Consider the following 25,507-nt stretch of genomic DNA (forward strand, 5'->3'; position numbering starts at 1 on the left):
TACTATTGTTTCCACTCAATTGCAAACCGGAGGAGGCTATTCTTCCCCGTCAACTGCAATTTTTTAGTGATGTTCATCCGGTGATTGGACACCGTTTTTTCACTGATATATAACTCGTCTGCTATCTCTTTCGTACTCTTATATTCTCCTACCATCTTTAATATTTTTATTTCGGAAGAAGTGAGTAAAGTGGTCACGTTATCCATCACCGGTTGCCGGCTGCGCTTCTGCGCCAGCAAAAAGGAGGTCATCTCCGGGCTGATATAGGAATGCCCACGCAACACCGCTTCTATTGCATACATGACATCTACGACCGCATTTTCCTTTAACACATATCCCATGACGCCTATATCCAGCGCTTTTAAAAACGCGTCTTTTGCTTTATGCATGGTCAATAAAATGACGGGCATTTCCGGTTTTAACTGTAATATTTCAACGGCGGCCTGCAAACCATTTTTGACGGGCATGTCTATATCGAGGATCACCACATCCACCAATTTAGTGGCTACGCCCTGTATAGCGTCTTGCCCGTTTGCCGCCTGGTAAATCACCTGTAGGTGATGCCCTGCCTCCACCACTTCCTTCAACCCCTTTAAAAAAATAGGGTGATCATCTGCAATTAAAATATTTACTGTACTCATGGTTTTAGCGGTATGATTATTTTAACAACTGTTCCTGATGGCAGATATGGGGTAATGTCCAGATGGCCCTCCAGCAGCGCCACGCGCTCGCGGATACTTGTTAGCCCCAGGCCCTTTACTTTTGTATCCGGAGGAAAACCTTTGCCATTATCCCGGATAATAATTTCCAACTGACCAGGCTCACGGCGGATACTGATAGCTGCCAGGGAGGCGCCGGCATGTTTAACAATATTATTCACCACTTCCTGCACAATCCTGTACAGGTTCATTTCCTGCTCCCTATCCAACACCTGGTCTATATTATCCACCGCGATAGTGCAATCGATGCCAGCAGCTTCCATCATTTCGGCCACCAGGCTTTTCACCGATTCTGTTAACCCCAGCATATCCATCTGGTACGGGCGCAGGGAATAAGAAATATCCCGGATCTCCTGTAATACATTGCCTATATCCTGGCCCAGTTCATGCGATAGCCGCTGCACGGTTTCGTCGGTATGCCCCCGCAGGGAAAGGGTTCTGTTCTTCAGCAATATCAGTTGTTGCCCTACGCTGTCGTGCAATTCAGAAGCGACTCTTTTCCGTTCCATTTCCTGCATAGTAATCAGGTCGCGAGAAAAAATATTGGCCTGTGCCAACGCCATCGCCTGGGTCTTTTCTTTCTCCTTTTTATAGCGGTTCAGTTTCACCGCCAGGGCAAAAGACAGTATCAACGCTTCCAGGCAAGGCCCTGTTTGCAAGGTCAGCATAGAAAACCAATGGTCCGGTATTCTTCCATTGTCGCGTCCATTAAAAATGAGACTGGTCACGATCAAAGTCACAAAGGCCACCAGGTAATATTTAGCGGGAGGATACCCTTTGCGCCAGCTCATCACGCCGGTATACAGCCAAAAGATAAAGCCACCGAACATCTCCCATTGAAAAACCCGGAAGCTCCAGTTGGCAATGCCCGTCATCAGCAATAGTACAGGAATGCAGAGCAATCCAATCAGCCAGGGCTGCCAACGGTAAATATGTGGCAGATCCCGGGCGGTTTGCAAAAAAGCGTTGGTGAACAGCACACTGAAAATCATAGATATGGCACAGGCCAGGGAAGCCAGGTTTAATGCACTGCCGGGGAAGAAGTCCAACAGGTATCCATTCCATATCAATTGTAAGATGGCACTGAAGAAAATATATCCTGCATAATAAAGATAAGTGAGGTCTTTCAACAGCAGGAATACAAACAGGTTATACACCGTTAGGGTGACCATCAGGCCAAAATAAAATCCGTTTCCGAAATCAATACGATGATTGGTTTCATACAACCGTTCCATCGTGGCGATACGCACCGGGATACGCAGGGTATTGTTGCTGGTCGCCCGCAGGTATATACGGGTAACCGTATCCGGCGCCAGGTGGAGGGGAAAGATCAGGTCATTTACTTTCACCGGCCGTGCAGCAAACCCATGATCATCTACCGCTACCTGCATATGCCGGGTACCGGTGGTGTCCTTAAGGTATACATCCACCGTATGTAACACCGGAGCCGCTATTTCCACGCACCAGTTATTCCGCCCGGTTTGATTGACCACATCAAAATAAATCCAGGCTGCATCGGTAGTAACGCCCAGTGCCACCACCGCCTGCGGTGAAGGGGCAAAGGGGGCCGACTGCACCGCGGTAATATCCATGTTCTTGCCGGCATCGCGGAAGAGCGCGGGGTACGTTAAAGTATATATACTGTCGGTATTACGGAGCGTCAGACCCTGCCCGCAAGTGTGGGCACTGATAAATACGATCATCAGTATCATCAAAGTGATATGCCTGGTATAAGCGGATAACATGTGGTCACGCAAAGCTATCGCGGAAACAGTACCTGGAATATAGGTAGTACTGCCCATCTGCGGGCACATTAAATGTAGTAAAAAAAGGAGTATGATAAAACATGGGGCAACTGCTATATCACAAATCATTTAAGAAACAACCGGCTGTATGTAGTGCATTTTGCAGATATGATACAATGTTCATAACCCACGTAAAAATGTGCGTTTCTTGTGAAAATCTTCCCTGATTCCTTTTAAACTTACGCCAAAATAAGTATGTTGTTAACAAAGAATTTACAATTGATAATCTGCATTCCTCTACCTTGAATGCGGCAAGATGGAAAACCTGCCCCGATTTGAAACAATCAACCTGGAAAAAAATAGGATTATGAAAAATGTATTACCCAGGACCGAGCACTATTGTACTGATATGAATAAAGCAGACGACCCCACCGCAAGAGTGGTTTCCATTATTAATTCACTGGCCGTTGGCGCCAGTCTGCTGGCCTTTGCACTGGGCTGCATATTATACTATATGACTGGTTACAAAATCATCCTGTACCCGGCCATGATAGAAAGTGCGTTGTTCTTATCAGTATTACTGGTAACCAGGTATAGCCGGCCCGAATACGGGCAACAGCTGATGTTTCTCCTGCACAGCCTGGCCATCTGGTACTTTGGCATACTGCTGGGCCCTGCTTCCCAAATCTACCTCTTTGCCCCCTTCCTGGTGTTTTGCGTATTCCTTGTCTTCCATACGGCATTACTGCAAACCCTTGTTATCACGGCAAGTGCTGCTGCCTTACTACTGGTAGAATTAAACTACCGGCACCCGGTCATTGCCGGCCTTCCGCTGGACAAAGCATCCAACGATGCCCTCCACTGGCTCGCTATATTTGCCGCCACCTTCCTCAATGGTACCGCACTCTATTACTTTACGAAAGAAAGCCGCTTCCGGAATAGACAGTTGCAGGCATTGGTAAACCAACTTGACAAAACCAACCAGGCCATGCGGATTTATGTACGGGAAACTACCCACGAAATAAGGTCTCCCCTCAATGTGGTCAACAGCATTCTCCAAAACTATATTGAAACGGCCGACAAGGAAAAAAATACCGTCCAGGTAGGCATTGCTCACCTGGAAGCTGTACACTTTGCCTGCCAGGATATGCAGCTGGTCATCAGCAATGCGCTGGGCTGGTCCAGGATTGAAGCGGGGAAAGATGAAATCAACAAGTCACCCTTCCACTTCACTGACTGGATACTGCAACTCTGCGATACTTACGAATACCTTGCTAAAAGAAGATCCGTACATATCAATATCGCCTTCAGCGACCAGGTGCCTGAATATATCCTGGCTGATAAATCCAAACTACGCACCATCATCACCAACCTGCTAAGCAATGCGATCAAGTTTACCAAAGCACGCTCCATTATCACCGTGAAAGCCGTTGTCAAAAACCAACAGCTGATCTTCTCGGTCACCGACCAGGGCACGGGCATCCCGGTCGACAGGAAAGAACATATCTTTGATCCCTACGTCACTGAAATGGGACAACATACAGAGTCCAGTGGCCTCGGCCTGCCTATCGCCAGGCATATCGCCCGGATGATGGGGGGCGATCTGACCGCTACCGATAACCCGGAAGGCGGCAGCATCTTTACCCTGGTAATGCCCCTGGAAGTCTCCGCTCCTCCGCTTAGCGCCGGCAACAACATCGACTATGGCCGCCTAAATGGTATGAAAGTATTGGTAGTAGACGATGACCCGCTGAATCACCTCGCCTTCTCCCTCGCCCTCAAACGACTGGGCGTGGAAGTAATACTGGCCGACACCGGCCATCAGGGCTTTACCAAAGCCCGCATCCATGAACCAGACGCCATCCTTATGGATATGATCATGCCGCATGTAGGCGGCGTGGAAATGCTGGCACAATTCAAGGCAGATAAAAAACTGCGACAAATACCTTTTATCCTGGTGTCCGGTAACAGTTTTAATGAAGTAAAAGAAGAAGTCACCGCCGCAGGAGCCGACGGATTTCTAAGTAAACCAGTAAATATCGAACAACTGTACACTACCCTGAAAGAACTGGTAGTCATGGCTTAGCAGCGGCTACATCGCTAACTTCAGCCGCCACGTGGCCCTGGCACGCCCCACACTGCGCATTTGCTGCAACTGCCCCTCGGTAGCTACATCCAGCAACCGGGGAAGCGCTGTTAACCGCGCATGTTCCCGCACTGCCATCTTATCTACCACAAATCCCATACTATTGAAAAAAGATTCCGCTTGGTCAAAACTATCAAACTTGTTTTCATGGATCTGGTGCTGCCGGTAAAATTCCTGCCACTCCTTGCTACGCTGCATATCCATCTTCCGCTCGTCTGTCTTGATATAAATATCTCCCGTGATCCAGTATCCACCACGTTGCTCCAGCACCCGGCGGATAATACCGCACAGCTGCTCCTTTTCCGCGATACTGAGATACATCAGCAACCCTTCATTCACAATCGCCAGCGCTCCTGCCGGGAAATGCGCTACCACCTGCGAAAACGCCGCTTCATCCAAAGCATTTAACGGCAGCAACTCCAGCGTACCCGTGGTAGACACCGAATCTAAAGCACTTACCAGTTGCTTTTTAAGCCGGATAATATCCGGCAGGTCGGTATCCACATAATAATAACCCGGCTGCTGCATCATCGCCAATCCACGGAAAGAAAAACCTGAAGACAACTCCAAAACATTCCGCAGGGGCAGCCCCGCCAGCAGCTGGTCAATACTCCAGTAACGATCCTCGAAATGTAATACCCCCGCCCACATGGCCAGGTCTCTGCTGTTGAAATCGGGTGCGTAAGGGTCAGGCGACAGGATCAGCTGTGCTGCTTCTTTCATAAATGGGATAGTGGTCATCCCTTTCAGTAACAACAGCGCTCTGGCTGTGGGGCTAATACTGCTGTAATCACGTGGCGTGGCTTCCATACGTATGATTTAGTATATAAAGATACTAATATCATCCAGCTAAAAAATCAGCATAAAAATCCGGTATCGGACTTTGTCGGATAGCCATCACGGTTTCACTCACCGGGTAAGCAATCTTACGGATCACCGGCGTAATCTTACCCGGTGTAATTGTCAGTTGCAAATAAGCTGCTAAACGATCCACTTCCTTCGACCGCCCCACCGATCCCGCATTGATGATCATCTTTCCCGGTACAGACAAGGGTCGTACATACGATAAGTGTGTATGCCCCGTAATCAGCACGTCAGCCTGATGTGTTGCCATCATATCCAGGATATCATTTTCATCATGTTGTTCATAAAGGTACTCATCATTGCTGCGGGGACTTCCATGTACAAGCAACAATGTAAATGATGCAAAAACAAGTCGCAGGTGCCCGGGCAAACTCCCCAGGAAAGCACGGTTGTTGGCAGTAATGGTTGTCTTGGTATGAGCAATGGCTCTAATACGGGCCTCCCGTTCTTCTTCGCCATGTTTGCTCAATGGCAGCACCGGGTGATCAAAAGCAATACGTTCATCGTGGTTCCCCATGATAACCGGAATACACCGCTGCCGCACCAGGTCAATTACTTCATTATGCCAGGGCGCCGCATCCGTCAGATCCCCCAGGCAATATACCTGGTCGGCCCCAAACCGGGCTATATCTTCCAATACTGCCCGCAAGGCGGGCAGGTTCGCATGAATATCACTCAGGATAGCTACCTTCAACATCTCGCTTTTCTTTAAAACCTGCGCAACGTTACAACTTAATGTTTCCCCGTCAAACAGGTTGTCTAAAAAACACCACGCATAATTGTAATAATACCATTTGCCAACTTTACAAGACCGCAAGAACCGGGTTTTTCCGCCGTTCTGTTACGGCTAATTTTACTTCACATTAAATGATAAACAGATGAAAACGATTACGGAAAGATTGCTGGCACATTCCTGGCCGGATACTACGGCACAATTGCTGGAACAGGGATATGCCGTAGTGAACCGGGTACTAACGCCTGAAGAATGTGAAACGCTTATCCATGCCTACCAGGCTGATCATACTTATCGCAAAACAATTGTCATGGAACGCTACCGTTTTGGCAAAGGAGAATATAAATACTTCCAATATCCCCTTCCAGGCCTCATCAACAGTATCCGGGAAACAGTATACCCTTTTATTGCCCCCGTAGCCGACAAGTGGATGGAACTGTTGCAGTTACCTGGCCGGTTTCCGGCGGCGCATGCGGATCTAAAAGCATATTGCCACGCCCACGGCCAAACGCAGCCAACGGTGCTCATATTGAAATATGGCGCCGGCGGATTCAATACCCTGCATCAGGATCTGTACGGTGATATTTATTTCCCGATGCAGCTGGTTATTTTTTTGAATGAACCGGGAGAAGATTATACGGGAGGTGAATTCGTATTGACCGAACAAATTCCCAGGGCGCAGTCTAAAGCCAATGTGTTACGCCCCGGGAAAGGCGACCTGCTCATTTTTACGACTAATTTCCGTCCGGCTAAAGGCAGCAAAGGATACTACCGGGTAAATATGAAGCACGGCGTAAGCCCGGTACTAAGCGGGCAAAGGCATACCCTGGGTATTATCTTCCACGATGCACTGACCTGAGCGCTATTCTCCCCAGGCGGTCAGTAATAAATTACGGGCGCCGCCATAGTTACGGTGCTCGCATAAATAAACGCCCTGCCAAGTGCCCAATGCCAACCGGCCGTTATGGATAGGAATCATGACGGAGCTACCCAGCAGGGCCGCCTTCAGGTGAGCGGGCATATCATCCGGCCCTTCGTCGTTATGACGGTAGTCAGGATCATTTTCCGGCACCGCTTTGTTAAACCAGGTTTCAAAATCCATCCGCACTGTAGGATCTGCATTTTCATTCAGCGTCAGCGAAGCGGAGGTATGCTGGATAAATACCTGCAGCATACCCGCCTTAATTTCCGACAGCCCGGAAAATGCATGCACCAGTTCAGACGTGATGAGGTGAAAACCCCGCTTTCTCGGACGTAGTTGTATAGCTTGTTGAAATATCTTCATATCATTCATTTACCGGCTCGCAAGTGACTTCTCTTACCAGATAATTATATTACCTTTTCATCTGTTACCGGCGCTCTCCGCCAACATCCTGGCGTATAAGCACCTTCTCATCCCAGGTCAGCCGTATGTATTACGAAATAATTAATTCGACTACTCTCACATTTTTGTTTATCTTCATATTTCCCGCCATCAATGTAGAATGAAAATCCAGTATCTTAAATTTTAGCCATTATGATGAAACCACAAAAAATAATGATTATTGATGATGATGCGGATGACCGTAGTTTCTTCCAGGAAGCCATCAATAATATCTCACCAGTAATAGAAACACAGGTGTGTGACAGTGGTATACAAGCCCTCGCCTTATTCCAGGAAGAAAAAAGTCCGCAGCCTGACTACGACTACATCTTTCTCGACTTTAACATGCCCCTGATGAATGGACGGGAGTGTTTAATTGAGCTGAAAAAAATCCTGCAGCATAAATTAACCAACATCATCATTCTCAGTACTTCCGACATGAAAGAGGATATGGAAGATGCCCTCCGTTTGGGCGCCAAACTATTTCTGACCAAGCCTAATACCTTCCAGGAGCTATGCAGCATGCTGAAAGGCGTATTGGAAGGCCAGTGGCAAAAGCTATTTTCCGTTCCTGCTAACCACGACCATTAAATTGCTTACCTGACAACCGCCTTGTTATATTTATTTCTATATTCCAATGGCGACAATCCGGTGGTTTTCTTAAAAATAGTCCTGAAAGCCTTTGTATCAGAATAACCAACCTCCCACATCACTTCATTGATATTTTTCCGGCTGCTTTCAAATCCTTTCTTTGCCACTTCTACTTTTACACGTTGAATATATTCTGATACTGTATTGTTAGTTGCTTTTTTGAACCGTCTTTCCAAACTCCGGCGCCCCACCGCAAACATAGATGACAACTGCTCTACAGTAATCTTTTCCTGGAAGTTCTGTTCAATAAACTCCTGCGCCGCCTTCACCGATTCATCCTGGTGTTCCCGCTGCCCTTTAAATATGGTGAAGAAAGACTGGTTGTTCCGGTCTATTTCTATCTCAAAATATTTAGCAGCTAAAATGGCCATATCACGGTCAGTATATTTTTCCAGGATGTACAACAACAGGTTCCAGAATGAATTGGCCCCCCCGCTGGAATAGATCCCGTTTTCATCAGTGATAATTTTCTCTGACACCAGTTCTATATCCGGAAACATACTCCTGAACTCATCCGCCGCCAGCCAATGCGTAGAGCAACGCCGGCCTTTCAGCAAGCCGGTAGCCGCTAGTAAAAAAGCGCCCACACAAAGGCTGGCCACTTCCGTGCCCTTTTGGTGCTGCGCTACAATCCACGGATAAAATTCCTTGTTCTGTTCAATAACATCCGCCCGTTCCCCATTCACCGCCGGAATGATGATCAGGTCAGCAGCCTGCGCCTGTGAAATCGTAGTATCCGGCGTTACTTTAAATAAACGATCATATACCTGCGCCTCATTCGTTAGCCCCACCAACTGTACCTTAAACAGCGGCGGACGGCCTAAGCTCTCCAAAAAATCGTTTGCCTTGGTAAAAGCAACAAAGGAGCCCTCAATACAACTGAGTGCTACCGCACCCCTGGGAACGAGAATGGATATCTGTTTCATATTCCAAATCTAAGACAAAAGATTGTCGGAATCAACCCTTTTTAAGTCGTGTACACCCCAGGTGTTCGTCAAAGCAGGAAAGTACTTTTGTATCGTTCATCACTCCTCATCAAAATAGCTGACAAATATGAAAAAGACAAAAATTACTTACTGGATTTTCACAGGCATATTATCTGCCCTCACCCTGCTGGGTGCTATTCCTGATTTACTCAGTACTCCCGAAGCACTGGCCATATTCAAACACCTGGGCTACCCTGCTTATCTCTCCCCTTTCCTGGGACTGGCGAAGATACTGGGCGTTATAGCCATACTGGTTCCCCGTTTCCCCCGACTGAAAGAGTGGGCTTATGCGGGGCTGTTCTTCGACTTTACCGGCGCCATGTATTCCGGTATGGCGGTAGGAGATCCGGTGCCGCAATGGGCGGCTATATCCGTGGCATATATACTCCTGTTTGGCTCGTATGTTTTTTATCACCGCTTAACTGTCGCGAAAGAAAATACGCCGTTGACATACCTCCGCTAGTACGCTTCTGTAACAGATTTCTCCCGGATGGCACACGGATGTGCCATCCTTTTTTGTTGTAAGTATTTTCGCTATTTTCACACCATTATTCTGTGAGCGAAAGCTGTTCCAGTTGTGGTAACCCTGTATATGAACTTATGCCCATCGACATATGGTACCCCTTAACCTCTTTTGTTTCCCGTATTGAATTATCTATCACTAAACATGAATATCTATGAAGAGAGTTTTTGCAACACTGTTTGCCCTATTCCTGGTTGCTCAATCGTATGCCCAGGTGGATACGCTGAATGTAAAAAAATTCTTTAAGCTGGGAGTAGACGGCAGTTTCGGTGGCCAGGCTTATAGTATTGGCTTTACAAGATCTATTGTGCAGGTATATGGCCTCACTAATTACGGTTTACTCTTAGGAGGGACAGTAAATAAAACTGATATGAATATCGCACCAAATGGAAATGTTGGAATTGGATTAGATGCTGGTGGTACACCTCCAGCCCCTGCTGCCCGCCTGCACATTATAAGTGATAACCAACAATTTCTTTTCGGAACCGGCACCTGTACCTCTGGCTATAGTTTAGGGGTAGGCGTAAATGATGATGGTGTAAACTTTAATCTTAATACAGGTCTACGCGGATTTAACTTTGTGAATGCTAACCTAAGCGCCAATCCCAATGGGCGTTTATTGACGATCAGTGCCACCGGTAATGTTGCCATCGGTAATAATAATCCACAGAGATATAAGCTGGCAGTGGAAGGCACTATCGGCGCCCGCAGGGTGAAGGTTACCCAGGAAAGCTGGGCAGACTTTGTATTTAACAAAGATTATCAGCTACCCGCTGTCCATGAAGTAGCTGATTTTATTAAGCAAAATAAACACTTGCCGGGCATTCCCACTACTCAACAGGTAAAAGAAGAGGGGATTGACCTCGGCGAAATGAATAAACTCCTGTTGCAGAAAGTGGAGGAACAAATGTTGTACATCATTCAACTAAACAAACAGGTGCAGGAGTTATCGCAAAAAATAAAGAACCAGGAAAGAAATTAAACGATGAGTATGGGGGGCGCCGAAGGCGCCCCCCATTTTTAAAAAACTTCTATCAGGCTTCCACCGGGAAAGAGGCGACATGTGCCACAGCACCTTTTGCCAGTTTCTTTTTTACCAGCACGCTTACACAATATACCAGGAAGATACACGGAATGGTGAGTCCTACAATCACCCAACCCAAGGTATCATAATGTTCCAATGGACTGTATTTGCTTTGTTGCGATACGATCATACCGGCAATGAGGGCGGCTATCCCACCGGCTATTTGCTGCAGGGAGGAGTTAACGCTCATAAAGGCGCCCCTGTCCGATAAGTCTGGAATACCTGTGATGAGCGTGGTAAACGGGATCATACGCCCCATAATACCGCCCATCATCAGGATATTTAATCCCATGATCATCCACAGCGGGTGTGGCGACAAGTGCGTATATACAATCACTACGCCCATCATAAGCAGGGCGGCAGTAGCGAAAAGGCGGAACTTATCTATTTTGTCGCTCAGCTTACCCAGTAATGGCATGATGCAAAGAGAACTGACCCCCGTGACCATAAAGAGGAACGGAAGTTGTTCCGCCGTGATGTGCAGGTTGTTAATCGCAAAAGCACTACCAAATGGCATCATCATAAAACCACCAACCGACATTAATGCGGTAGCGGCAAAGCCTATACGATAATCTCTTTTTTGCACGGTGTGCCACAAATGCAAAAATGCGTTCTTATCCCTTTGTACGGCCAGATGTGCGTTAACGGGTTCCAGGATAAACCAGATGAGCAGTACTATCACCAGTGCCAGTCCGGCGATCAGGAGAAACGGTGCTTCCCAGCCCCAGGCATTGGCCAGGTATAGGCCGATGGGAATGCCCAGCACCTGGCTGGCTCCAAAAGCCATTTGGGTAAATCCCATTACGCGGCCGCGTTGGGAAATGTCGAACAGGTCAGTAACAATGGCTAATGAAATAGCGCCGATCACACCACCGAATAAACCGGTAACGATACGGGCTGCTACCATCGTTACATAACTGTTGGCCAATCCACAACAAAAAGTGCCGAGGATAAATCCGCCGTAAAAGAATACGAGTAGCCGCTTACGGTCGAAACGATCGGCAAAACCCGCGGTGAGCAGGCCCGACACACCTGCGCTAAAGGCGTAAGCAGATACGATGAGGCCAAATTGGTTCGGCTTAATGCTCATCGATTTCATGAGCATATCGCCCAGGGGCGACATCACCATAAAGTCAAGTACGACGGTAAACTGGGTAAGGGCCAACAAGGTGATCACCAGCTTCTGATGGGTGGTGAAAGCAGGCATTTGTTTCATGATGGAGGTATTAATTAGTCAATGATGTTAATCTTCCAACTCGGCACATTCATAATTGCGCGAACGGATCAGGTGAATGATTGGCGCCGTTGCAGCAATGGCCGATTCTATCCGCAATACCCGGTCTATATCTTCTGTGTCTACCGTCCATTTGCTGATGAATGGCTGCTGATCGAGTACGGCAGCTACTTTCAGGCGGTCTTCCGGAGTAGTGATGTTCGTTTTGAAAATGAGAATATGATTTGCTGTTTTCATGTTATATAAGCAAGCGCTCATTTATTTTTTTGAGAAAAAAAATAGCTATTTCGATAATCCCTTTAACACGCAATCAAATGTTTGTTTCATGATACTTTCCGAAAATTTGAACTTACGGCCATCCAGGCTTTGTCCTTCATTATGGAACCTGATCAGGGCATATAGCGGTGCGAAAGCTACCGACCAATACACTTCCAGCGGCATTTCGTTGATCTCTCCCCGCTTCACGGCATTTTCTATAAAGCTGCCCATGCTTTTGCGGAACTCCAGGCTAATGGCTTCCCTCATCTTATCTTTATAGGTGGAGTTACGCAGCTGCTCGAAAAACTCAGCGGCCAGCAGGTTATCCAGCGAAAACGCTGCCCGGTTTTTCCACTGTACCCATAATCCCTCGCGGAACGATGCATTCGGATCAAATCCCTTCAGCGTAGCACGGGTCATCTTCACCCCTTCTTCAATACTGATGGAAGTGAGTAAATCCTCTTTGTCTTTATAGTAGATATAAATAGTAGCCGGAGATACGCCCGCTGCTTTTGCCAAACGGTTGATCCCAAAATTTTCCAAACCATTCTTCGCTACCATCTCAATGGCACAATCCCGAATCGCCTGCATTTTATTTTCGTCACGGTATCTCATTACCTGCAAATATAAGTGAGCAATTGCTCATTTAAAAATTTTCGGCGATTTATTTTTTTTAAATCCATCCTCCGCAGAAAAAATGAACCGCCAATATTCGTAAAACTACCGGGAACACGGGCTTTGCACTGTTACCACCAGTCGGCCGACTGGAAAAAAGCCTGGGGCGATTGTCCCGTAAATCCTTTAAAGTCTTTAATGAAATGCGCCTGGTCGAAATACCCGGCGCTATAGGCGACTGCCGTCAATGAGGTATGTGGTGTATAATGTGCCAGCAGGTGTCTTAATCTCACAATAGCAGCAAACTGCTTGGGAGAAGTACCTATGCTGCGCCGGAAGCGCTTTTCAAATGCATCTTGGCTAATAAACAGCGAAGCAGCGAGAGACTTTATTTTGATATGCCCGTCCGCCGCTTTTATTTGGGCCACAGCATGATGAATTAATACATCGGGCTGCCTGACCAGCTCCCGTTGGAGAAACTGCTCTACGATAGCTATCCACCGCGAAGGCTGTGCAGCTTCGCGCAACTGCTCTTCCACCATTTCCAGTTTCCGTAGCTGTACCAGGTCATCCAATGGCAAATGCGTATCAAATAATTCGTGCAAAGGCGCTTTAAAAAATGCAGCAGCCCCTCCTTCCTGGAATATCACCAGCAACATGGTGGTGCCCGGTGCATAGTGCAATAGCCTTGCGGATTTCCGCAACCCTGTTATGTTCGTTTCCGACAATGGCGTCAACAACGCTTCCTGGCGTAAGCTCACTGTTCCCCGAATACGGAAGCTCATCACCACTGATGTATCCGGCAAGGTATTATTCTCTATCCCCTCCTCACTTTCTATTACCAGGAAAGTTTTGACGAAGGGAACCAGTAGAGGCGATGGTGAATAATGGGCTATTTTCATATGCTGCCGGATAATACCTGCAAAGATAAAACGTTTTCCCCACCAACGCCCCTTTCATTATCTTAATCGAAAATGCGGTGAAGCGCCGCATATTGCAACAACATAATAGTTTTGGCATCCTTAATATCACCACTGCGGATCATTTCCATCGCCTGCATAAACGGTAGCTCCAGCACCTGTATATTTTCCTGCTCTTCTGCCAATCCTCCTCCTTCCTGCACTTTCTGCGCAGCAGAATAGGCCGCCACAAAAAAGTGCAAAATCTCTGTAACAGAGCCGGGCGACATATACGCCTCAAATACCTTACGCACATTCGTAACGGCATAACCGGTTTCCTCCATCGTTTCACGGCGGATGCAGTCCTCCGGGTTATCGGCGTCGAGTAACCCAGCACAGCATTCTATCAGCATGCCCGATGCGTTACCATTGATATAGGTAGGCATACGGAACTGTCGCGTGAGTACTACTGTTTTCTGTTCTTGATTATACAGGAGAATGGTGGCGCCGTTCCCACGATCATACGCTTCCCGCTCCTGTTTCACCATCACACCATCACTTCCCTTTATCTCATAAGTGATCTTCTTCAACGTATACCAGTTGTCGGATAAGATGGCTGTTTCCAGGATGTTGATTGCTTTCATATAAATTGATCGTTTTTGATCGTTTTTGATTATATTTGATCAAGTTAGTCATTTCATATGAATTTCCAACAACGAAAAAATAAAATTCTGGCGCAACTGGCATCCCGGGGAGAAGTGGATACCCGGGAACTTGCGCTGGCCCTGGACATATCAGAAATTACCATACGCCGGGATCTGAACCGGCTATCAGACGAAGGGCAACTATACCGCACCCACGGTGGCGCCATCCCGGTAAATCAGCCCCCGCTCCCGTTTCAGTTCACCCATAAAGCTACGGCAAATCAATCCGCTAAAGACAATATCTGTCGTAAGGCAGCCGCCCTCATCAATGATGGTGACATCATATTCATGGATTGTGGCAGCACGGTTTTCCGCCTATGCCAGTTTATTAAAAACCGGAAAATCAAAGTGATTACGAATTCCATGCCCATCATCCAGGCTTTGCAGAACACCGCTGTATCTCTCAATATCATCGGCGGCGAATACGATGCCGCGCGACAAGCCATTCATGGCAGCATGGCTATCGAACATATTGCCCGCTACCAGGCGCATAAAGCATTCATTGGGGTAGATGGCTTATCGGCCAAGGGGTTGTTTGCCCATAGTGAAAAGGAAGCAGATATGGCACTGGCATTGGCCCGTCATAGTCATACCACTTACCTGCTCTGCGATGCGGCCAAAATCAACAAACCTTCTTACCTGCATTTTGCACCACTGGAAACCGTGCAAACGATCATCACGGATGCTGCTCCCGACCAGCTATCGTACTGCAAAAAGAAAGGGGTAAAAGTAATTACGGTGTAGTACGTCATTACTGTAATAGTTTACCGATCGCCGCCTGGTAAGCAGGATTATCTGTAATGCCGTTATGCCCTTGCCCCGGCAGGGTAATCAAGGTATCCGCAGGTTTCAGGCAAGCCTTTAACTTTATAGCAGAGGAACCATAATAAATGACCTCGTCCTGGTTGCCGTGAAAAATAACGACCGGCGCTTTTATTTGCCTTATATATTGATAAGTGGCAAACCGGTATTTCAATAAAAAAGAAGGCAGGAAAGGATAGGCATGTCTGCCTAAATCAGTGAGACTGTAATACGGCGCCTGCAATATCAGCCGCTGCGGATGATTGCCAGCCGCCAGCTTCGCCGCAGGTCCCGTACCAAGAGAATATCCCAGGATGGTGATGCTATCTTCCGGGTAATGCCGGCAGATACTATCATATATGGTTTGTACATCTTCATGAAACTGGGCCTCACTGCTGATCTTTCCTTCACTCTTTCCATATCCCCGATAATCAAAAATAAATATATCGTAACCCAATCGGGTATACGTATCCGCTACCTCTCCCCAACCCGCTAAAGACCCGGCATTGCCATGCAGATAAAAGATCAGTCCCTTCGATGTATCCGCGAGAAACAATAATCCATTCAGCTTCGTACCATCCTTCATGGCAATTTCATACTCCCGGAACCGGCCATCAAAATGGAAAGTATATCCCTGTGGCAACCGCTCAGGGAAAAACAACAACCGCTCCTGTATGAAGTAAACCAGTATACAAACCGCTATATACAGCAGGGCCAGTATACCGGATATTTTCAACAGCCATTTCCAGATAAACATTGGAAGGAGATTTTGTTACCCAAGATACGAATAAGCGACTTAGTGAAAATACTGCTTTAATATATCCGCCGCCGTTAACGCGCCCGTAGTAGTATTCAGTGAATCAATCTTCGAATTCTCCTGCTTTTCCGACGGAATCGTATTGCTTTCCAACATCCGCTGCATAATAGCCATTTTGGAAGCAGGCAAGGTATCTTTCAGGTATTTTTCCATCATCAGGTTGGCAATAGGCACGGCAAACCGGGCGCCGGTACCAGCATTCTCCACAATTACGGCAATGGCTATACGGGGATTATCCCGAGGCGCAAAAGCTACAAATACGGAATGGTCTTCCAGGTCGACCACCTTCCCATTTACCCGGCCCCGGTTCTGCGCGGTGCCGGTTTTACCGCAAACGGCAATCCCGGCGATTTGAGCGCCCCGGCCAGTACCATGTTCTATCACATCTTCCATCCCATAAATAACAGAACGATAGGCAGTATCAGACACATTACCGATAGCATGCTTTTCTTTGTATTTCTTGAGCAGGTTGGAATGATCATTATCAATCGACTGCACCAGGTGAGGCAGGTAATAATATCCGCGGTTGGCAATCATGCACATCACATTGGCCATTTGCAGGGGCGTGACCGCCACCTGGCCCTGCCCCATTCCGACATATAATTCAGAACAGGAATTCCACTGCCCCCGGTAAAGCCGGTTCAATACCGTGGTATCTGCCACAACACCACCGTTTTCACCCGGAATGTCTACGCCCAGCTTATGCCCCAATCCAAAGCGCGTCATGTATTCCCGCCATTTGGTATGCCCTTTCTTCACCCCTCCCCATTTGTCGGCATCTACCTCCATCCGGTACAAATGAATAAAATAAGCATTGCAGGAATGTGCCATCGCTACCCGCAGGTTAGCGGCATGCCCCTCCTCGCTGTGTAAACATTTCACCACGTGCCCGCAACTGGTATAGGCGCCATGACAAGGATAACCAAAGCCGGGTGTAATCAGCCCTTCATCCAGGGCCACCAGCGCGGTTAATGGCTTCATCGCCGATCCCGGTTGGTAAGTTGCCTGTATCCCCCTGTTGAGAAAAGGTGCTGTAGGATCGCTAAACAACTTACCCACGTTACGGGTACGGGAACTACCGGTCAACAGGTTGGGATCAAATACCGGCCCGCTTACCATGGCCAGTATACCACCCGTTTGCGGATCAATAGCCACAATACTGCCCACCTTATTATGCATCAGGCGCTCGCCCAATACCTGCAATTCTATATCTAATGATAAACGGAGATTCTTTCCTGCTATGGCCGCAGTATCAAACGCTCCATTCTCCAATGCTCCCTGCGGGCGATTCAGGTTATCTTTAAGGATGTATTGCGTACCCCGTTGCCCCATTAACACAGCTTCATAGGTCTTTTCCAAGCCAGTTAATCCTATGTAGTCGCCCGACTGGTAATCCTGGTAGGCACTCATTTTCAGCATCCCTGGAGAAATCTCCCCGATATACCCCAATATATTGGCAGCAGCCTTATACGGATATGACCGGATAGGCCGTGGTACCAGTTCAAAACCCGATTGAAACAAATACATGCTCTCCTGTAAACGGCTATACGTAGTCGCCGACAATAAGCCTGCAAACACGGAAGGCCGGACCCTTCCATTTTTCTTAATGGCATCGGCAATACGTGACCGGAATTCCGCCTCATCTATTTGCAGGATATTACAGAGGTAAGCAGTATCCATCTTTTTAATGGCAGCCGGCGTTACTACCAGGTCATAAAGAATATCGTTGCTTAAAATACTCCGGTTCTGCCGGTCAAAAATAATTCCTCTACTGGGGTATACTGTTTTCCTGACCACCGCATTGGCATCTGCCAGGCGGGCATATTTTTTTTCTATTACCTGCAGGAACAATAACCTGGTTGTAATGATCAATATTAAAGCCGTAATAATGAGTATGATTACGCGTTTTCTGGGCTGATGGTAAACGGACATGGGAAGTAATGACTGGGCGGTTTTTACACTTCACAAAGCTATTTCAATAAAATAGCACGGTGTAAAAATTATAGATGAACGGCCATTACTAATGATAAGGTTACCAACTTTATTTTACCGCCTTAAGACCTCCATTTACCAACCTTCTTAAAAGTACCATTCACCCCATCCCAGGCATATTTACTGGACTCTTTGATATTAGTTTTCATAATAGGATTGCCTTCCTTGTCATCTTTATCTGTTGCTTCTTCTTCTTCCACATGCCAGATAATGGTGTCTGGTTCCCCACCTTTTTCTACCGGGAAGATAAAAGATTCATCATGATAAAAAGCGCCGGCATCGCCTACGCACATTCTTTCCGGTAAGGCTACCAGCCGTCTGTCATTCAACCAGGCAAAGTAATGGTAGTTGGTGGGAATACCACAAGCCTCTCCACCAAAGCTTATTACCATAATGTATTGTACATTGGATAAACCCAGTCCGCTCATTACTTTGGGCTCCGCAAAGTTGGCGGCCTCGTCATCCATCATGCGAAAGGAATTGGTGGCGGCTACTTTTCCACCTTCTACCGCTTTGACTTTTACTAAAAACTGTTTCCCGGGGTTTTTACTGCCATCATCGTATACCAGGATGGTATCCATGCGGCGCTCCATTCCCGCCACCAGTTTAAGCTCGCCCCGGCGCATCGGCGCCAGCGATATTACGCCCTGCCAGAGAAAACCTTCTTTATCCTGTCCTTCTTTTTTATACTTAATTTTTATCCAGGGCAATTTCATGCCTTTGAGAGATAACACCTTGTCGGTGATGGCGGTAATGGCAATTTCATCGCCGGTATACAAAGTATCTATGGGAGCTTGTTTGGTATCGGCGCTGGCACGTACAAACGCGGTATCACCATAGACGTAGCGGGACTGGTCGGCAAATAAACCCCAGGTACGGCCATCTGTTTCTTCCTGGGCAAATACAGTACAGGTTAGGAAAGAGAGGATACAAACAAAACAAAAAAAGAACATCGTCTTCATATGGTACAAAATATTGAAGTGCAAAAGTAGCACTTTACCTAATGAAAACGATGTTCCCGTTTACTTAGCCGGCGGGCAAATCTGCATCATATATACCGCACTGCTGGCCTCATACGATTGCAGTTCACCAGTAACGCAAGGCACCTTATAATTACGGTAGGTAAGTCCCCGGGCAGCATCCCGGTTACCCCAGGCAGCATTGATATTTTGCTGTACCCAGGGCATAAATTGGGTTTGCTTGCCGTCATTGATTAACATCATGATATACTGACCGAAAATTGCTTTCAGCACACCCTGTTCATTCCAGTCGCCCTCCGCAGGCAGTATACCATTTACATCGCTCATGGTTTTCTGCGTATAGGTAGCCGCCAGCTTCGCTTGGTCAAGATAAGCCGGAGCGCCGGTGGCCTTATACAACATTACGGCGGCGCCAATAAAAGTCCCCTGATTGTAAGTATAATCCGACCAGCCCTTGTGCCCATTTACATTATTATCCGCCACCCTGCCGGAGTTGGCATCATAGAGGTTATTAACGCCCCAGCTGTACACGTCCTTGGCTTTTTGCAGGTAAGTAGCATCGTGCGTAATATTGTATAAGGTCATAGCGCCTATCACGGTAGGGAAGTTAATACAGGCATTTTTTCCACTATGATTAAAATCCCAGAACATGCCGCCGCCTGCAGGGTCGTAGGAACCATCCCATACCCGTTTGAATCCCGACAAAGACAGGTCGAGGTAGTTCTTGTTTCCTGTGAGCTGGTGCGCCCGGGCTAAGGAAATGATCCACCACATCATATCGTCGTAGATAAACCACTCTTTGGTATTGTTCCAGTTATACTGGTCGTAGCGGTTAAAGCCTCCCTGGAAAATATCATTTACCCTTTGGAGATCTGCCGCAGTGCCGCTGCGCCTATATACGTTCATGGCCATGTCCCAGTAAATGGCCTGGGTCCAGATGGCGCCGATTGCCTTTTGCGCCGTAGTAGCATAATACAGCTTATCGCTGCTGCTATAGAAATACTGGTTAAACGTGTTATAGGCCGTAGTTGCGTCTTTCAGCGTAAAAGAAACGCCTTGTACCGGGGCAGGCCCCGGTACATCATTTTTAGCGCTGCTACGGGAACAATTGCTATGCAACAGCAAAGCAGCCAGCAACATAAAGGTTCTTTTCATAGCTATTTATTTACTGATCGTATTAAGCATTGTTACCATCCCGGGTTCTGTATCAGCTCGCGGTCATTGTCTACATCATCGGATGGGATCGGGAAAAAGTAATGACGTTTATTAAACACACGTGTTTCGAAAGGTACTACTTTCAGAAAATCTGGCAAGTCTGCATTGATGTTCAACCCATAAATAGGGCCATTTTCTGTTTGCTCTGCTATCTTCCAGCGACGAACATCAAAGAAACGGTTGTTTTCAAAGGCCAGCTCTACGCGGCGTTCTTTACGGATGGCGTCTCTCATAGCCGCCTGCCCAACAGGCGCTGGCAATGAAGCCGAACCATACTGTGGAATACCCGCTCTTTCCCGGATCAGGTTAATGTATTTCAGCGCGTCCGGGTTGCCTGGATCAGCTTCATTTACACACTCTGCATAGCTCAGGAAGATTTCCGCCAGGCGGATCAGCATCAGCGTACGACCACCGATATCCCATTTATCTAATCCCATAGCTTTGCGCACAATGTAACCGGTAGGCGTGTAATCATTACCCCCTGTTTTTTTACCCGAATTACCTGTGTTATAAAGGCGGGTTACAATATTCGGATAACTTTTATTCAGCCAGATGCTGCCATCATAGGTGATGTTTACATAAAACCTGGGCTCGCGGTTTACCCACTGGTTATAGATGCTCTGTGTTACCTTATCGTTAGGCGCCCTGAAATCGGAATAACCGGTTTTCACATAGCCGGACAACGGATCATCGATGCTTCGGCCATTCTTCATAAAAAAAGCATCTACCATATTCTGCGTAGCGCCCAAACCACCGCTGCCTCTTACATCCCTCGAATCCTGCCCACTGTGATAAGGCGTCATTTCATACTGGCGGGAGCCAAGAGAGTTATCCGGGCGGGCCAGGATAACTTCCGGGTTCCAGTCGGTCAGGAATACATCGCGGCAGGAAAGATACGGATCAAAATTACCATTGGCATCATTCTTTGTGAACAGATGATAGGTGCCCGGTACAAATTCGTCAATGAAAGCTTTATACGCCGCGGCAGCATCCTTCCATTTTTGGGGATTATAGGTCTGGCCGATCAACTGCTTGCCATCCTTATTTTTCAGCGCCGCTAGGTCGGTATTCCCATTGTACAAAGGACTGGCGCCATACATCAGGGCATTGGCGCGGAAAGCCAGTGCAATCCCTTTGGTAATATGTCCCAGCTTATCAGAAGAATAATCTACCGGCAGTACTGCCGCGGCTTTCTGCAATTCGTCTGCTACATAGTTTACACATTCTTCGAAAGAATTACGGGGAATTTGCAGGGTGGCGTCTACAGCTACCGGCTTTTCACCCATTAATACAACGGGTCCGTATATACGCATCAGGTAAAAATAGTACATGGCTCTCAGTGCACGGGCCTGGGCTTTGGCCTGTTCTTTCAGCTCCGGCGTAAGGTCAATGATTTTGTCAGCATTGTCGATAAATACGCTGGCAGCGCGGATACCTTTATAGAAGTTTCTCCAGTAATCTCCTACAAAACCTGACTTGGCATCCCAGTTACCAATGTTTACATCGTTCGACTGTACAAAACCCCATACGTAATCGGCTTCGTCACAACCGCCGGTCCACAACCCGCGGTTGGTATTATCGCCTGGATTACGCTGCCCGAATTCATCAGGAATCCTGCTGTATACGTTGTCGAGGAAACGCTGGGCTGTGGCCCAGGTACGAAACGTTTCTTCAATGGTTAAGCGGTCGTCTGGCACCTGGTCCAGGTATTTTCTACAGGAAGATAATAATCCTATAGCCAGCAAAATATATAATAGCTTTTTCATGATCAGTGACTTATGTGATTAAAACTTCAGGTTAGCGCCCAACGAAATCGTTCTTACATTAGGATAAGACGAGCCGTTATCCGTATTCAGCTCAGGATCCCACAACTTAAACTTGCTGAAGGTGAGCAGGTTGATACCATTGAGATAGATAGCCGCATTCCGGATCCCTATGCGCTGTAGCCAGCTGCCAGGGAGGTTATACGCCAGCTGCAACTGTTTCAAACGGATAAAGCTCACATCTTTCACCCACCAGGAGCTGGCCTGTGTATTGTTTTTGTTTTCCGCTTCTCCATAAGCGAGCCTTGGATAAAAGGCATCCTGGCGGGGATTGTCTTCTGTCCATCGGTCGGTAGCAATACTGAAGGCGTTGGTAACCCCACCGCCACCGTTGAAAGGAATCACGGCACTGCCGGATAACAGGCGGTCGGCATCGGATAAGCCCTGGAAGAGGAAAGTGAGATTAAAGCCTTTATAGCTGATATCGGCGCCGAAACCATATACCACGGCTGGTATATCGCCGCGTCCAATCTTAGTGACGTCGGCAGAGTTGATGATGCCATCGCCATTCAGGTCTTTATACTTGATATCTCCTGGCTTTACCTGGGAGCGGTCGCCGGGCACTGCGCTTTTATCGATCTCCCCCTGATCTTTAAACAATCCTTCTGCGATATAGCCATAGCGGGCGTTTACATTATTGCCGCGATGCTCCATCCAGGGGTATAGCTGTGGCGGACGGTCATCTTCTATCAGTTTATCCTTATTCCAGGTAATGTTGCCCCGCACATTTACGGCCACCTGTCCTATCTTCATACGGTATTCGAGGTTAGCATCCAGTCCCTGGTTATCGACAACGCCCAGGTTACCAAACTGCTGGTTTTCCAATCCCATAAACATCACGTTGGATGCGCGTTGCAGGAAGATACCGGTACGATGTTCTTTAAATACGTCCAGGTTCACTCTCAGGCGGTCGCCCAGCACTACCATTTCTACGCCCAGGTCCTGTTTATTGGACACGGACCAGCGTACATCGGTAGCATAGCGGTTAATACTGATACCGCGCCCATTGTCGACGAAACCGGTTCCATATTTATAGGTGTTGTCGTTGGTATTCAGGTTGGTAATATACAGAAACCTTTCCCGTGCACTACCCAAGCCTGTGTTACCATTCGAGTAACGGAACTTCAGGAAGGAGATCGCGTTTTTCAGCGGTTCAAAAAAACGTTCGTTCGATACTACCCAACCCACGCCAATAGCGGGGAAGAAACCATAACGATTTTTCGGTGCAAATAATTCTGACCCGTTATAACCGAAATTGAACTCCGCAAAATAGCGGTCATCGTAAGAATAGGCCGCCTTACCCGCAATACCCAGGTAACGTTCGGGGATAGAATTAATGAAATCGCCCGCCAGTGTATTGGTCTTGTCGCTGGAATAGAACAGTCCCAAACCAGTCACATGATGCTTGCCAAACCCGCGATCGTAGTTGATAGCGGCTTCTGTATAAAACTGCCGGCTGGTTTGACGATCATTGTTGGCGTTGTCAAATCCCAGGTAATCATCTCCCACAAAAGTTTTAATCAGGTTCAGCGAACCATCCGGCTTGTAGGGATTATTCATATCCGGATAATACGTATCCTCTCTCTTGGAACGGATGATATAATTCTGGTTATAGGTATCAAACGCAAACATCGCTGTTACCGATAATCCGGGCGTAAGGGCTTTCAGGTCCTGGGTAGCGCGGATATTGGAATACAGCTGGTTTTTAAACTCATTGCGGTATCCACGGCGGGTCAGGTCTGCGTAGGGGTTACGGAAACCGCCGTTGGCAGATTGTCCTGGTACCAGGTTACCCGGGTACATAATGGGATAAGCCACCGGAGACGCATCCATGGCGCTCTGGAAGATATCGTGACTGGGAATACCTGGGTAGTTACCATTGGAGAAATATCCCTGTATACCCACATCCAGTTTGGTTGTTTTAGTGACTTTCAGGTTGAGATTGGACGTGAAGTTATAGCGATTGTACTTTAAGGACGAGTTGTACTTCGATAGCTCGTCTGTTTTTAGGAAACCACTTTCATTGAAGTAGCCAAGTGATACGTAGTATTGCGCATTTTCCACGCCCCCGCTGGCGTTCAGGTTAGCGCTGCGGGTACGGCCATATTTATTAAAGACGGCGTCCATCCAGTTTACATCCGGGTATAACAGCGGATCGGCGCCTGCTTTTGTTTTATCAATTTTTTCCTGGGAATAGATAGGATTCTGGTTTCGACCAGTAGCTGCTTCATTGGCCAGGTTCATATAGGTGATCCCATCCAGCATTTTAGGTCTTTTGGTAAAAGAGTTAACGCCTTCGTTGTAGTCGAAATAGATCTGCGGTTTACCTACCTTACCGGTTTTTGTTTTCAGGAGAATAACGCCGTTAGCCCCACGTACGCCATATACGGCCGTTCCGGCAGCATCTTTCAGGATGGTAAACGATTCAATGTCTTCCGGAGAGATGTTGTTGATGGCCCGTTCTACACCGTCTACCAATACCAGTGGCGTTGATTTGTTGCCGTCGCCAAAGGTAGCGATACCGCGGATCCAGATGTCGGCGCCGCTTTTGCCGGGCTCGCCGGAGCGCTGAACGCCCACTACACCCGATATGCGGCCTGCCAGCATGGTTGAAATATCTGATGCCGGCTGTTTAAATTCACTGGCATTGATGGTGGACTGCGCCCCTACCAGGCTTACTTTACGCTGGGTACCGAAACCCACTACGGCTACTTCCCCGAGCGATTTGCTGGCCAGTTTCAGTTGCAGGTTGATCACTGTTTGACTTCCTACTGTTACTTCAGCTGTTTCATAGCCTATAAAGCTAAAGGCCAGTACGGCGTTATCCGGGTTGACCAGGATTTTGTATTTGCCTTCTGCATCGGTGGTGGTCATGGTGCTCACGCCTCTAACGGCTACGCTTACACCGGGGAGTGGTTTGCCGGTTTCATCCCTGATGATCCCGGACACCACCACTTCCTGGCGGGCAGGGCTACTAATGGATGATGCCGGCGTATTCAATTTACTGATGACAATAATATTATTTACTTCCGCGAACCCCAGCGATTTATGCTGCAATAATTTTTCCAGTACATAGTCGAGTCGCTCATTGGAAAAAGAGTGCCCGTCTATCTTGTAGGCACTGATCAGTTGCCGGTCGTAGGCAAAGGTAATCTTCGTATGCCGGTGCAAATCGCGCAATGCTGATTCCAGGCTACCGCTTTTCAGGGCGATGGTAACGCTGGTTTCATGCAGGATTTGCCCCTGTCCTGCGTATGCCGGCAATAGGGTCGGCGCACAGGTTAGCATTAAAACGATGACCAGCATTCGTTTTTTAAATTCTTTTACAATTTTCTTCATACGTGGTTAGGCATTA

The 25,507-nt window shown here is 47.5% G+C and carries 23 protein-coding genes; 6 read left to right on the plus strand and 17 right to left on the minus strand.

Features of this window, described 5'->3' with window-relative positions; translation table 11 throughout:
* Window positions 1-2: 2 nt before the first annotated feature.
* Entirely contained in the window at window positions 3-641 is a 639-nt protein-coding gene (locus tag HGH90_RS04670) for a response regulator transcription factor (RefSeq protein WP_168763868.1), read from the minus strand.
* A complete protein-coding gene (locus tag HGH90_RS04675) occupies window positions 638-2,521 on the minus strand; it encodes a 7TM diverse intracellular signaling domain-containing protein (protein WP_169190497.1) in 1,884 nt (627 codons plus the stop codon). The genes HGH90_RS04670 and HGH90_RS04675 overlap by 4 nt, the downstream gene beginning before the upstream one ends.
* Window positions 2,522-2,831: 310 nt before the next feature.
* Here HGH90_RS04675 and HGH90_RS04680 point away from each other — a divergent pair, with 310 nt between their 5' ends.
* Window positions 2,832-4,550 carry a hybrid sensor histidine kinase/response regulator gene (locus HGH90_RS04680; protein ID WP_168763870.1) on the plus strand — a complete coding sequence of 573 codons (1,719 nt, stop codon included), beginning with the start codon at window positions 2,832-2,834 and terminating at the stop codon, window positions 4,548-4,550.
* Between the two features lie 6 nt (window positions 4,551-4,556).
* Here HGH90_RS04680 and HGH90_RS04685 read toward each other — a convergent pair whose 3' ends face one another.
* Together HGH90_RS04685 and HGH90_RS04690 are read right to left on the minus strand one after the other, a co-directional pair.
* On the minus strand, window positions 4,557-5,420 hold the full coding sequence (locus tag HGH90_RS04685) for a hypothetical protein (protein ID WP_168763871.1): 864 nt from the start codon (window positions 5,418-5,420) through the stop codon (window positions 4,557-4,559).
* Window positions 5,421-5,451: 31 nt separating this feature from the next.
* Entirely contained in the window at window positions 5,452-6,171 is a 720-nt protein-coding gene (locus tag HGH90_RS04690; RefSeq protein WP_168763872.1) for a metallophosphoesterase family protein, read from the minus strand.
* Window positions 6,172-6,352: 181 nt separating this feature from the next.
* Here HGH90_RS04690 and HGH90_RS04695 point away from each other — a divergent pair, with 181 nt between their 5' ends.
* A complete protein-coding gene (locus HGH90_RS04695; protein WP_169190498.1) occupies window positions 6,353-7,066 on the plus strand; it encodes a 2OG-Fe(II) oxygenase in 714 nt (237 codons plus the stop codon).
* A 3-nt stretch (window positions 7,067-7,069) separates the two neighbouring features.
* Here HGH90_RS04695 and HGH90_RS04700 read toward each other — a convergent pair whose 3' ends face one another.
* The gene (locus HGH90_RS04700; RefSeq protein WP_410493674.1) at window positions 7,070-7,486 is read right to left on the minus strand and encodes a secondary thiamine-phosphate synthase enzyme YjbQ; all 417 of its coding nucleotides are present in this window, start codon (window positions 7,484-7,486) and stop codon (window positions 7,070-7,072) included.
* A 237-nt stretch (window positions 7,487-7,723) separates the two neighbouring features.
* Here HGH90_RS04700 and HGH90_RS04705 point away from each other — a divergent pair, with 237 nt between their 5' ends.
* Window positions 7,724-8,161, plus strand: coding sequence for a response regulator (locus HGH90_RS04705; RefSeq protein ID WP_168763875.1), 438 nt, complete (start codon window positions 7,724-7,726; stop codon window positions 8,159-8,161).
* Between the two features lie 5 nt (window positions 8,162-8,166).
* On the opposite strand, the gene HGH90_RS04710 is transcribed toward HGH90_RS04705, so the two are convergent.
* Entirely contained in the window at window positions 8,167-9,147 is a 981-nt protein-coding gene (locus HGH90_RS04710; RefSeq protein WP_168763876.1) for a GlxA family transcriptional regulator, read from the minus strand.
* Window positions 9,148-9,274: 127 nt separating this feature from the next.
* Between HGH90_RS04710 and HGH90_RS04715 the strand changes: the two genes are divergently transcribed.
* Window positions 9,275-9,670 (plus strand): DoxX family protein, encoded by a 396-nt coding sequence (locus HGH90_RS04715; RefSeq protein ID WP_169190500.1) that lies wholly within the window; start codon window positions 9,275-9,277, stop codon window positions 9,668-9,670.
* Window positions 9,671-9,884: 214 nt separating this feature from the next.
* On the plus strand, window positions 9,885-10,712 hold the full coding sequence (locus tag HGH90_RS04720) for a hypothetical protein (RefSeq protein WP_169190501.1): 828 nt from the start codon (window positions 9,885-9,887) through the stop codon (window positions 10,710-10,712).
* Between the two features lie 52 nt (window positions 10,713-10,764).
* Here HGH90_RS04720 and HGH90_RS04725 read toward each other — a convergent pair whose 3' ends face one another.
* The 5 genes from HGH90_RS04725 to nudK all read right to left on the minus strand — a co-directional run bounded on the left by HGH90_RS04725 (window position 10,765) and on the right by nudK (window position 14,464).
* Window positions 10,765-12,030, minus strand: coding sequence for an MFS transporter (locus HGH90_RS04725; RefSeq protein WP_169190502.1), 1,266 nt, complete (start codon window positions 12,028-12,030; stop codon window positions 10,765-10,767).
* A gap of 27 nt (window positions 12,031-12,057) precedes the next feature.
* Window positions 12,058-12,285: a hypothetical protein gene (locus HGH90_RS04730; protein WP_168740221.1), complete on the minus strand. Its 228-nt coding sequence runs from the start codon at window positions 12,283-12,285 to the stop codon at window positions 12,058-12,060.
* A gap of 45 nt (window positions 12,286-12,330) precedes the next feature.
* On the minus strand, window positions 12,331-12,921 hold the full coding sequence (locus tag HGH90_RS04735; RefSeq protein ID WP_168763880.1) for a TetR/AcrR family transcriptional regulator: 591 nt from the start codon (window positions 12,919-12,921) through the stop codon (window positions 12,331-12,333).
* Between the two features lie 131 nt (window positions 12,922-13,052).
* Window positions 13,053-13,823: a helix-turn-helix transcriptional regulator gene (locus tag HGH90_RS04740; protein WP_168763881.1), complete on the minus strand. Its 771-nt coding sequence runs from the start codon at window positions 13,821-13,823 to the stop codon at window positions 13,053-13,055.
* Window positions 13,824-13,885: 62 nt separating this feature from the next.
* Window positions 13,886-14,464 (minus strand): GDP-mannose pyrophosphatase NudK, encoded by a 579-nt coding sequence (nudK, locus tag HGH90_RS04745; protein WP_168763882.1) that lies wholly within the window; start codon window positions 14,462-14,464, stop codon window positions 13,886-13,888.
* 57 nt (window positions 14,465-14,521) lie between these two features.
* Between nudK and HGH90_RS04750 the strand changes: the two genes are divergently transcribed.
* Window positions 14,522-15,268 (plus strand): DeoR/GlpR family DNA-binding transcription regulator, encoded by a 747-nt coding sequence (locus HGH90_RS04750; protein ID WP_168763883.1) that lies wholly within the window; start codon window positions 14,522-14,524, stop codon window positions 15,266-15,268.
* Between the two features lie 7 nt (window positions 15,269-15,275).
* On the opposite strand, the gene HGH90_RS04755 is transcribed toward HGH90_RS04750, so the two are convergent.
* From HGH90_RS04755 to HGH90_RS04780, 6 genes are all read right to left on the minus strand, one after another.
* The gene (locus HGH90_RS04755) at window positions 15,276-16,082 is read right to left on the minus strand and encodes an alpha/beta hydrolase (RefSeq protein WP_168763884.1); all 807 of its coding nucleotides are present in this window, start codon (window positions 16,080-16,082) and stop codon (window positions 15,276-15,278) included.
* A 39-nt stretch (window positions 16,083-16,121) separates the two neighbouring features.
* On the minus strand, window positions 16,122-18,074 hold the full coding sequence (mrdA, locus tag HGH90_RS04760) for a penicillin-binding protein 2 (protein WP_168763885.1): 1,953 nt from the start codon (window positions 18,072-18,074) through the stop codon (window positions 16,122-16,124).
* A gap of 122 nt (window positions 18,075-18,196) precedes the next feature.
* The gene (locus HGH90_RS04765; protein ID WP_169190503.1) at window positions 18,197-19,096 is read right to left on the minus strand and encodes a hypothetical protein; all 900 of its coding nucleotides are present in this window, start codon (window positions 19,094-19,096) and stop codon (window positions 18,197-18,199) included.
* 60 nt (window positions 19,097-19,156) lie between these two features.
* Window positions 19,157-20,269 carry a glycoside hydrolase family 76 protein gene (locus HGH90_RS04770; RefSeq protein ID WP_168763887.1) on the minus strand — a complete coding sequence of 371 codons (1,113 nt, stop codon included), beginning with the start codon at window positions 20,267-20,269 and terminating at the stop codon, window positions 19,157-19,159.
* Between the two features lie 32 nt (window positions 20,270-20,301).
* Window positions 20,302-22,095, minus strand: a complete 1,794-nt coding sequence (locus HGH90_RS04775; RefSeq protein ID WP_169190504.1) for a RagB/SusD family nutrient uptake outer membrane protein — start codon at window positions 22,093-22,095, stop codon at window positions 20,302-20,304.
* Window positions 22,096-22,113: 18 nt separating this feature from the next.
* Window positions 22,114-25,491 (minus strand): SusC/RagA family TonB-linked outer membrane protein, encoded by a 3,378-nt coding sequence (locus HGH90_RS04780; RefSeq protein ID WP_168763889.1) that lies wholly within the window; start codon window positions 25,489-25,491, stop codon window positions 22,114-22,116.
* Between the last annotated feature and the right edge of the window lie 16 nt (window positions 25,492-25,507).

Origin of the sequence: Chitinophaga sp. Ak27, from assembly GCF_012726295.1 — a bacterium.
GTDB lineage: Bacteria > Bacteroidota > Bacteroidia > Chitinophagales > Chitinophagaceae > Chitinophaga.

Bases quoted from the DNA above. Each gene is read 5' to 3' on its own strand.
- HGH90_RS04695 (WP_169190498.1), top strand. From the start codon at position 6,353: ATGAAAACGATTACGGAAAGATTGCTGGCACATTCCTGGCCGGATACT.
- HGH90_RS04685 (WP_168763871.1), bottom strand. From the start codon at position 5,420: ATGGAAGCCACGCCACGTGATTACAGCAGTATTAGCCCCACAGCCAGA.
- HGH90_RS04675 (WP_169190497.1), bottom strand. From the start codon at position 2,521: ATGGGCAGTACTACCTATATTCCAGGTACTGTTTCCGCGATAGCTTTG.
- HGH90_RS04775 (WP_169190504.1), bottom strand. From the start codon at position 22,095: ATGAAAAAGCTATTATATATTTTGCTGGCTATAGGATTATTATCTTCC.
- HGH90_RS04710 (WP_168763876.1), bottom strand. From the start codon at position 9,147: ATGAAACAGATATCCATTCTCGTTCCCAGGGGTGCGGTAGCACTCAGT.
- HGH90_RS04690 (WP_168763872.1), bottom strand. From the start codon at position 6,171: ATGTTGAAGGTAGCTATCCTGAGTGATATTCATGCGAACCTGCCCGCC.
- HGH90_RS04715 (WP_169190500.1), top strand. From the start codon at position 9,275: ATGAAAAAGACAAAAATTACTTACTGGATTTTCACAGGCATATTATCT.
- HGH90_RS04735 (WP_168763880.1), bottom strand. From the start codon at position 12,921: ATGAGATACCGTGACGAAAATAAAATGCAGGCGATTCGGGATTGTGCC.
- HGH90_RS04770 (WP_168763887.1), bottom strand. From the start codon at position 20,269: ATGAAAAGAACCTTTATGTTGCTGGCTGCTTTGCTGTTGCATAGCAAT.
- HGH90_RS04680 (WP_168763870.1), top strand. From the start codon at position 2,832: ATGAAAAATGTATTACCCAGGACCGAGCACTATTGTACTGATATGAAT.
- HGH90_RS04765 (WP_169190503.1), bottom strand. From the start codon at position 19,096: ATGAAGACGATGTTCTTTTTTTGTTTTGTTTGTATCCTCTCTTTCCTA.
- HGH90_RS04750 (WP_168763883.1), top strand. From the start codon at position 14,522: ATGAATTTCCAACAACGAAAAAATAAAATTCTGGCGCAACTGGCATCC.
- HGH90_RS04720 (WP_169190501.1), top strand. From the start codon at position 9,885: ATGAAGAGAGTTTTTGCAACACTGTTTGCCCTATTCCTGGTTGCTCAA.
- HGH90_RS04705 (WP_168763875.1), top strand. From the start codon at position 7,724: ATGATGAAACCACAAAAAATAATGATTATTGATGATGATGCGGATGAC.
- HGH90_RS04725 (WP_169190502.1), bottom strand. From the start codon at position 12,030: ATGAAACAAATGCCTGCTTTCACCACCCATCAGAAGCTGGTGATCACC.
- HGH90_RS04730 (WP_168740221.1), bottom strand. From the start codon at position 12,285: ATGAAAACAGCAAATCATATTCTCATTTTCAAAACGAACATCACTACT.
- HGH90_RS04670 (WP_168763868.1), bottom strand. From the start codon at position 641: ATGAGTACAGTAAATATTTTAATTGCAGATGATCACCCTATTTTTTTA.
- HGH90_RS04755 (WP_168763884.1), bottom strand. From the start codon at position 16,082: ATGTTTATCTGGAAATGGCTGTTGAAAATATCCGGTATACTGGCCCTG.
- HGH90_RS04740 (WP_168763881.1), bottom strand. From the start codon at position 13,823: ATGAAAATAGCCCATTATTCACCATCGCCTCTACTGGTTCCCTTCGTC.
- nudK (WP_168763882.1), bottom strand. From the start codon at position 14,464: ATGAAAGCAATCAACATCCTGGAAACAGCCATCTTATCCGACAACTGG.
- mrdA (WP_168763885.1), bottom strand. From the start codon at position 18,074: ATGTCCGTTTACCATCAGCCCAGAAAACGCGTAATCATACTCATTATT.
- HGH90_RS04780 (WP_168763889.1), bottom strand. From the start codon at position 25,491: ATGAAGAAAATTGTAAAAGAATTTAAAAAACGAATGCTGGTCATCGTT.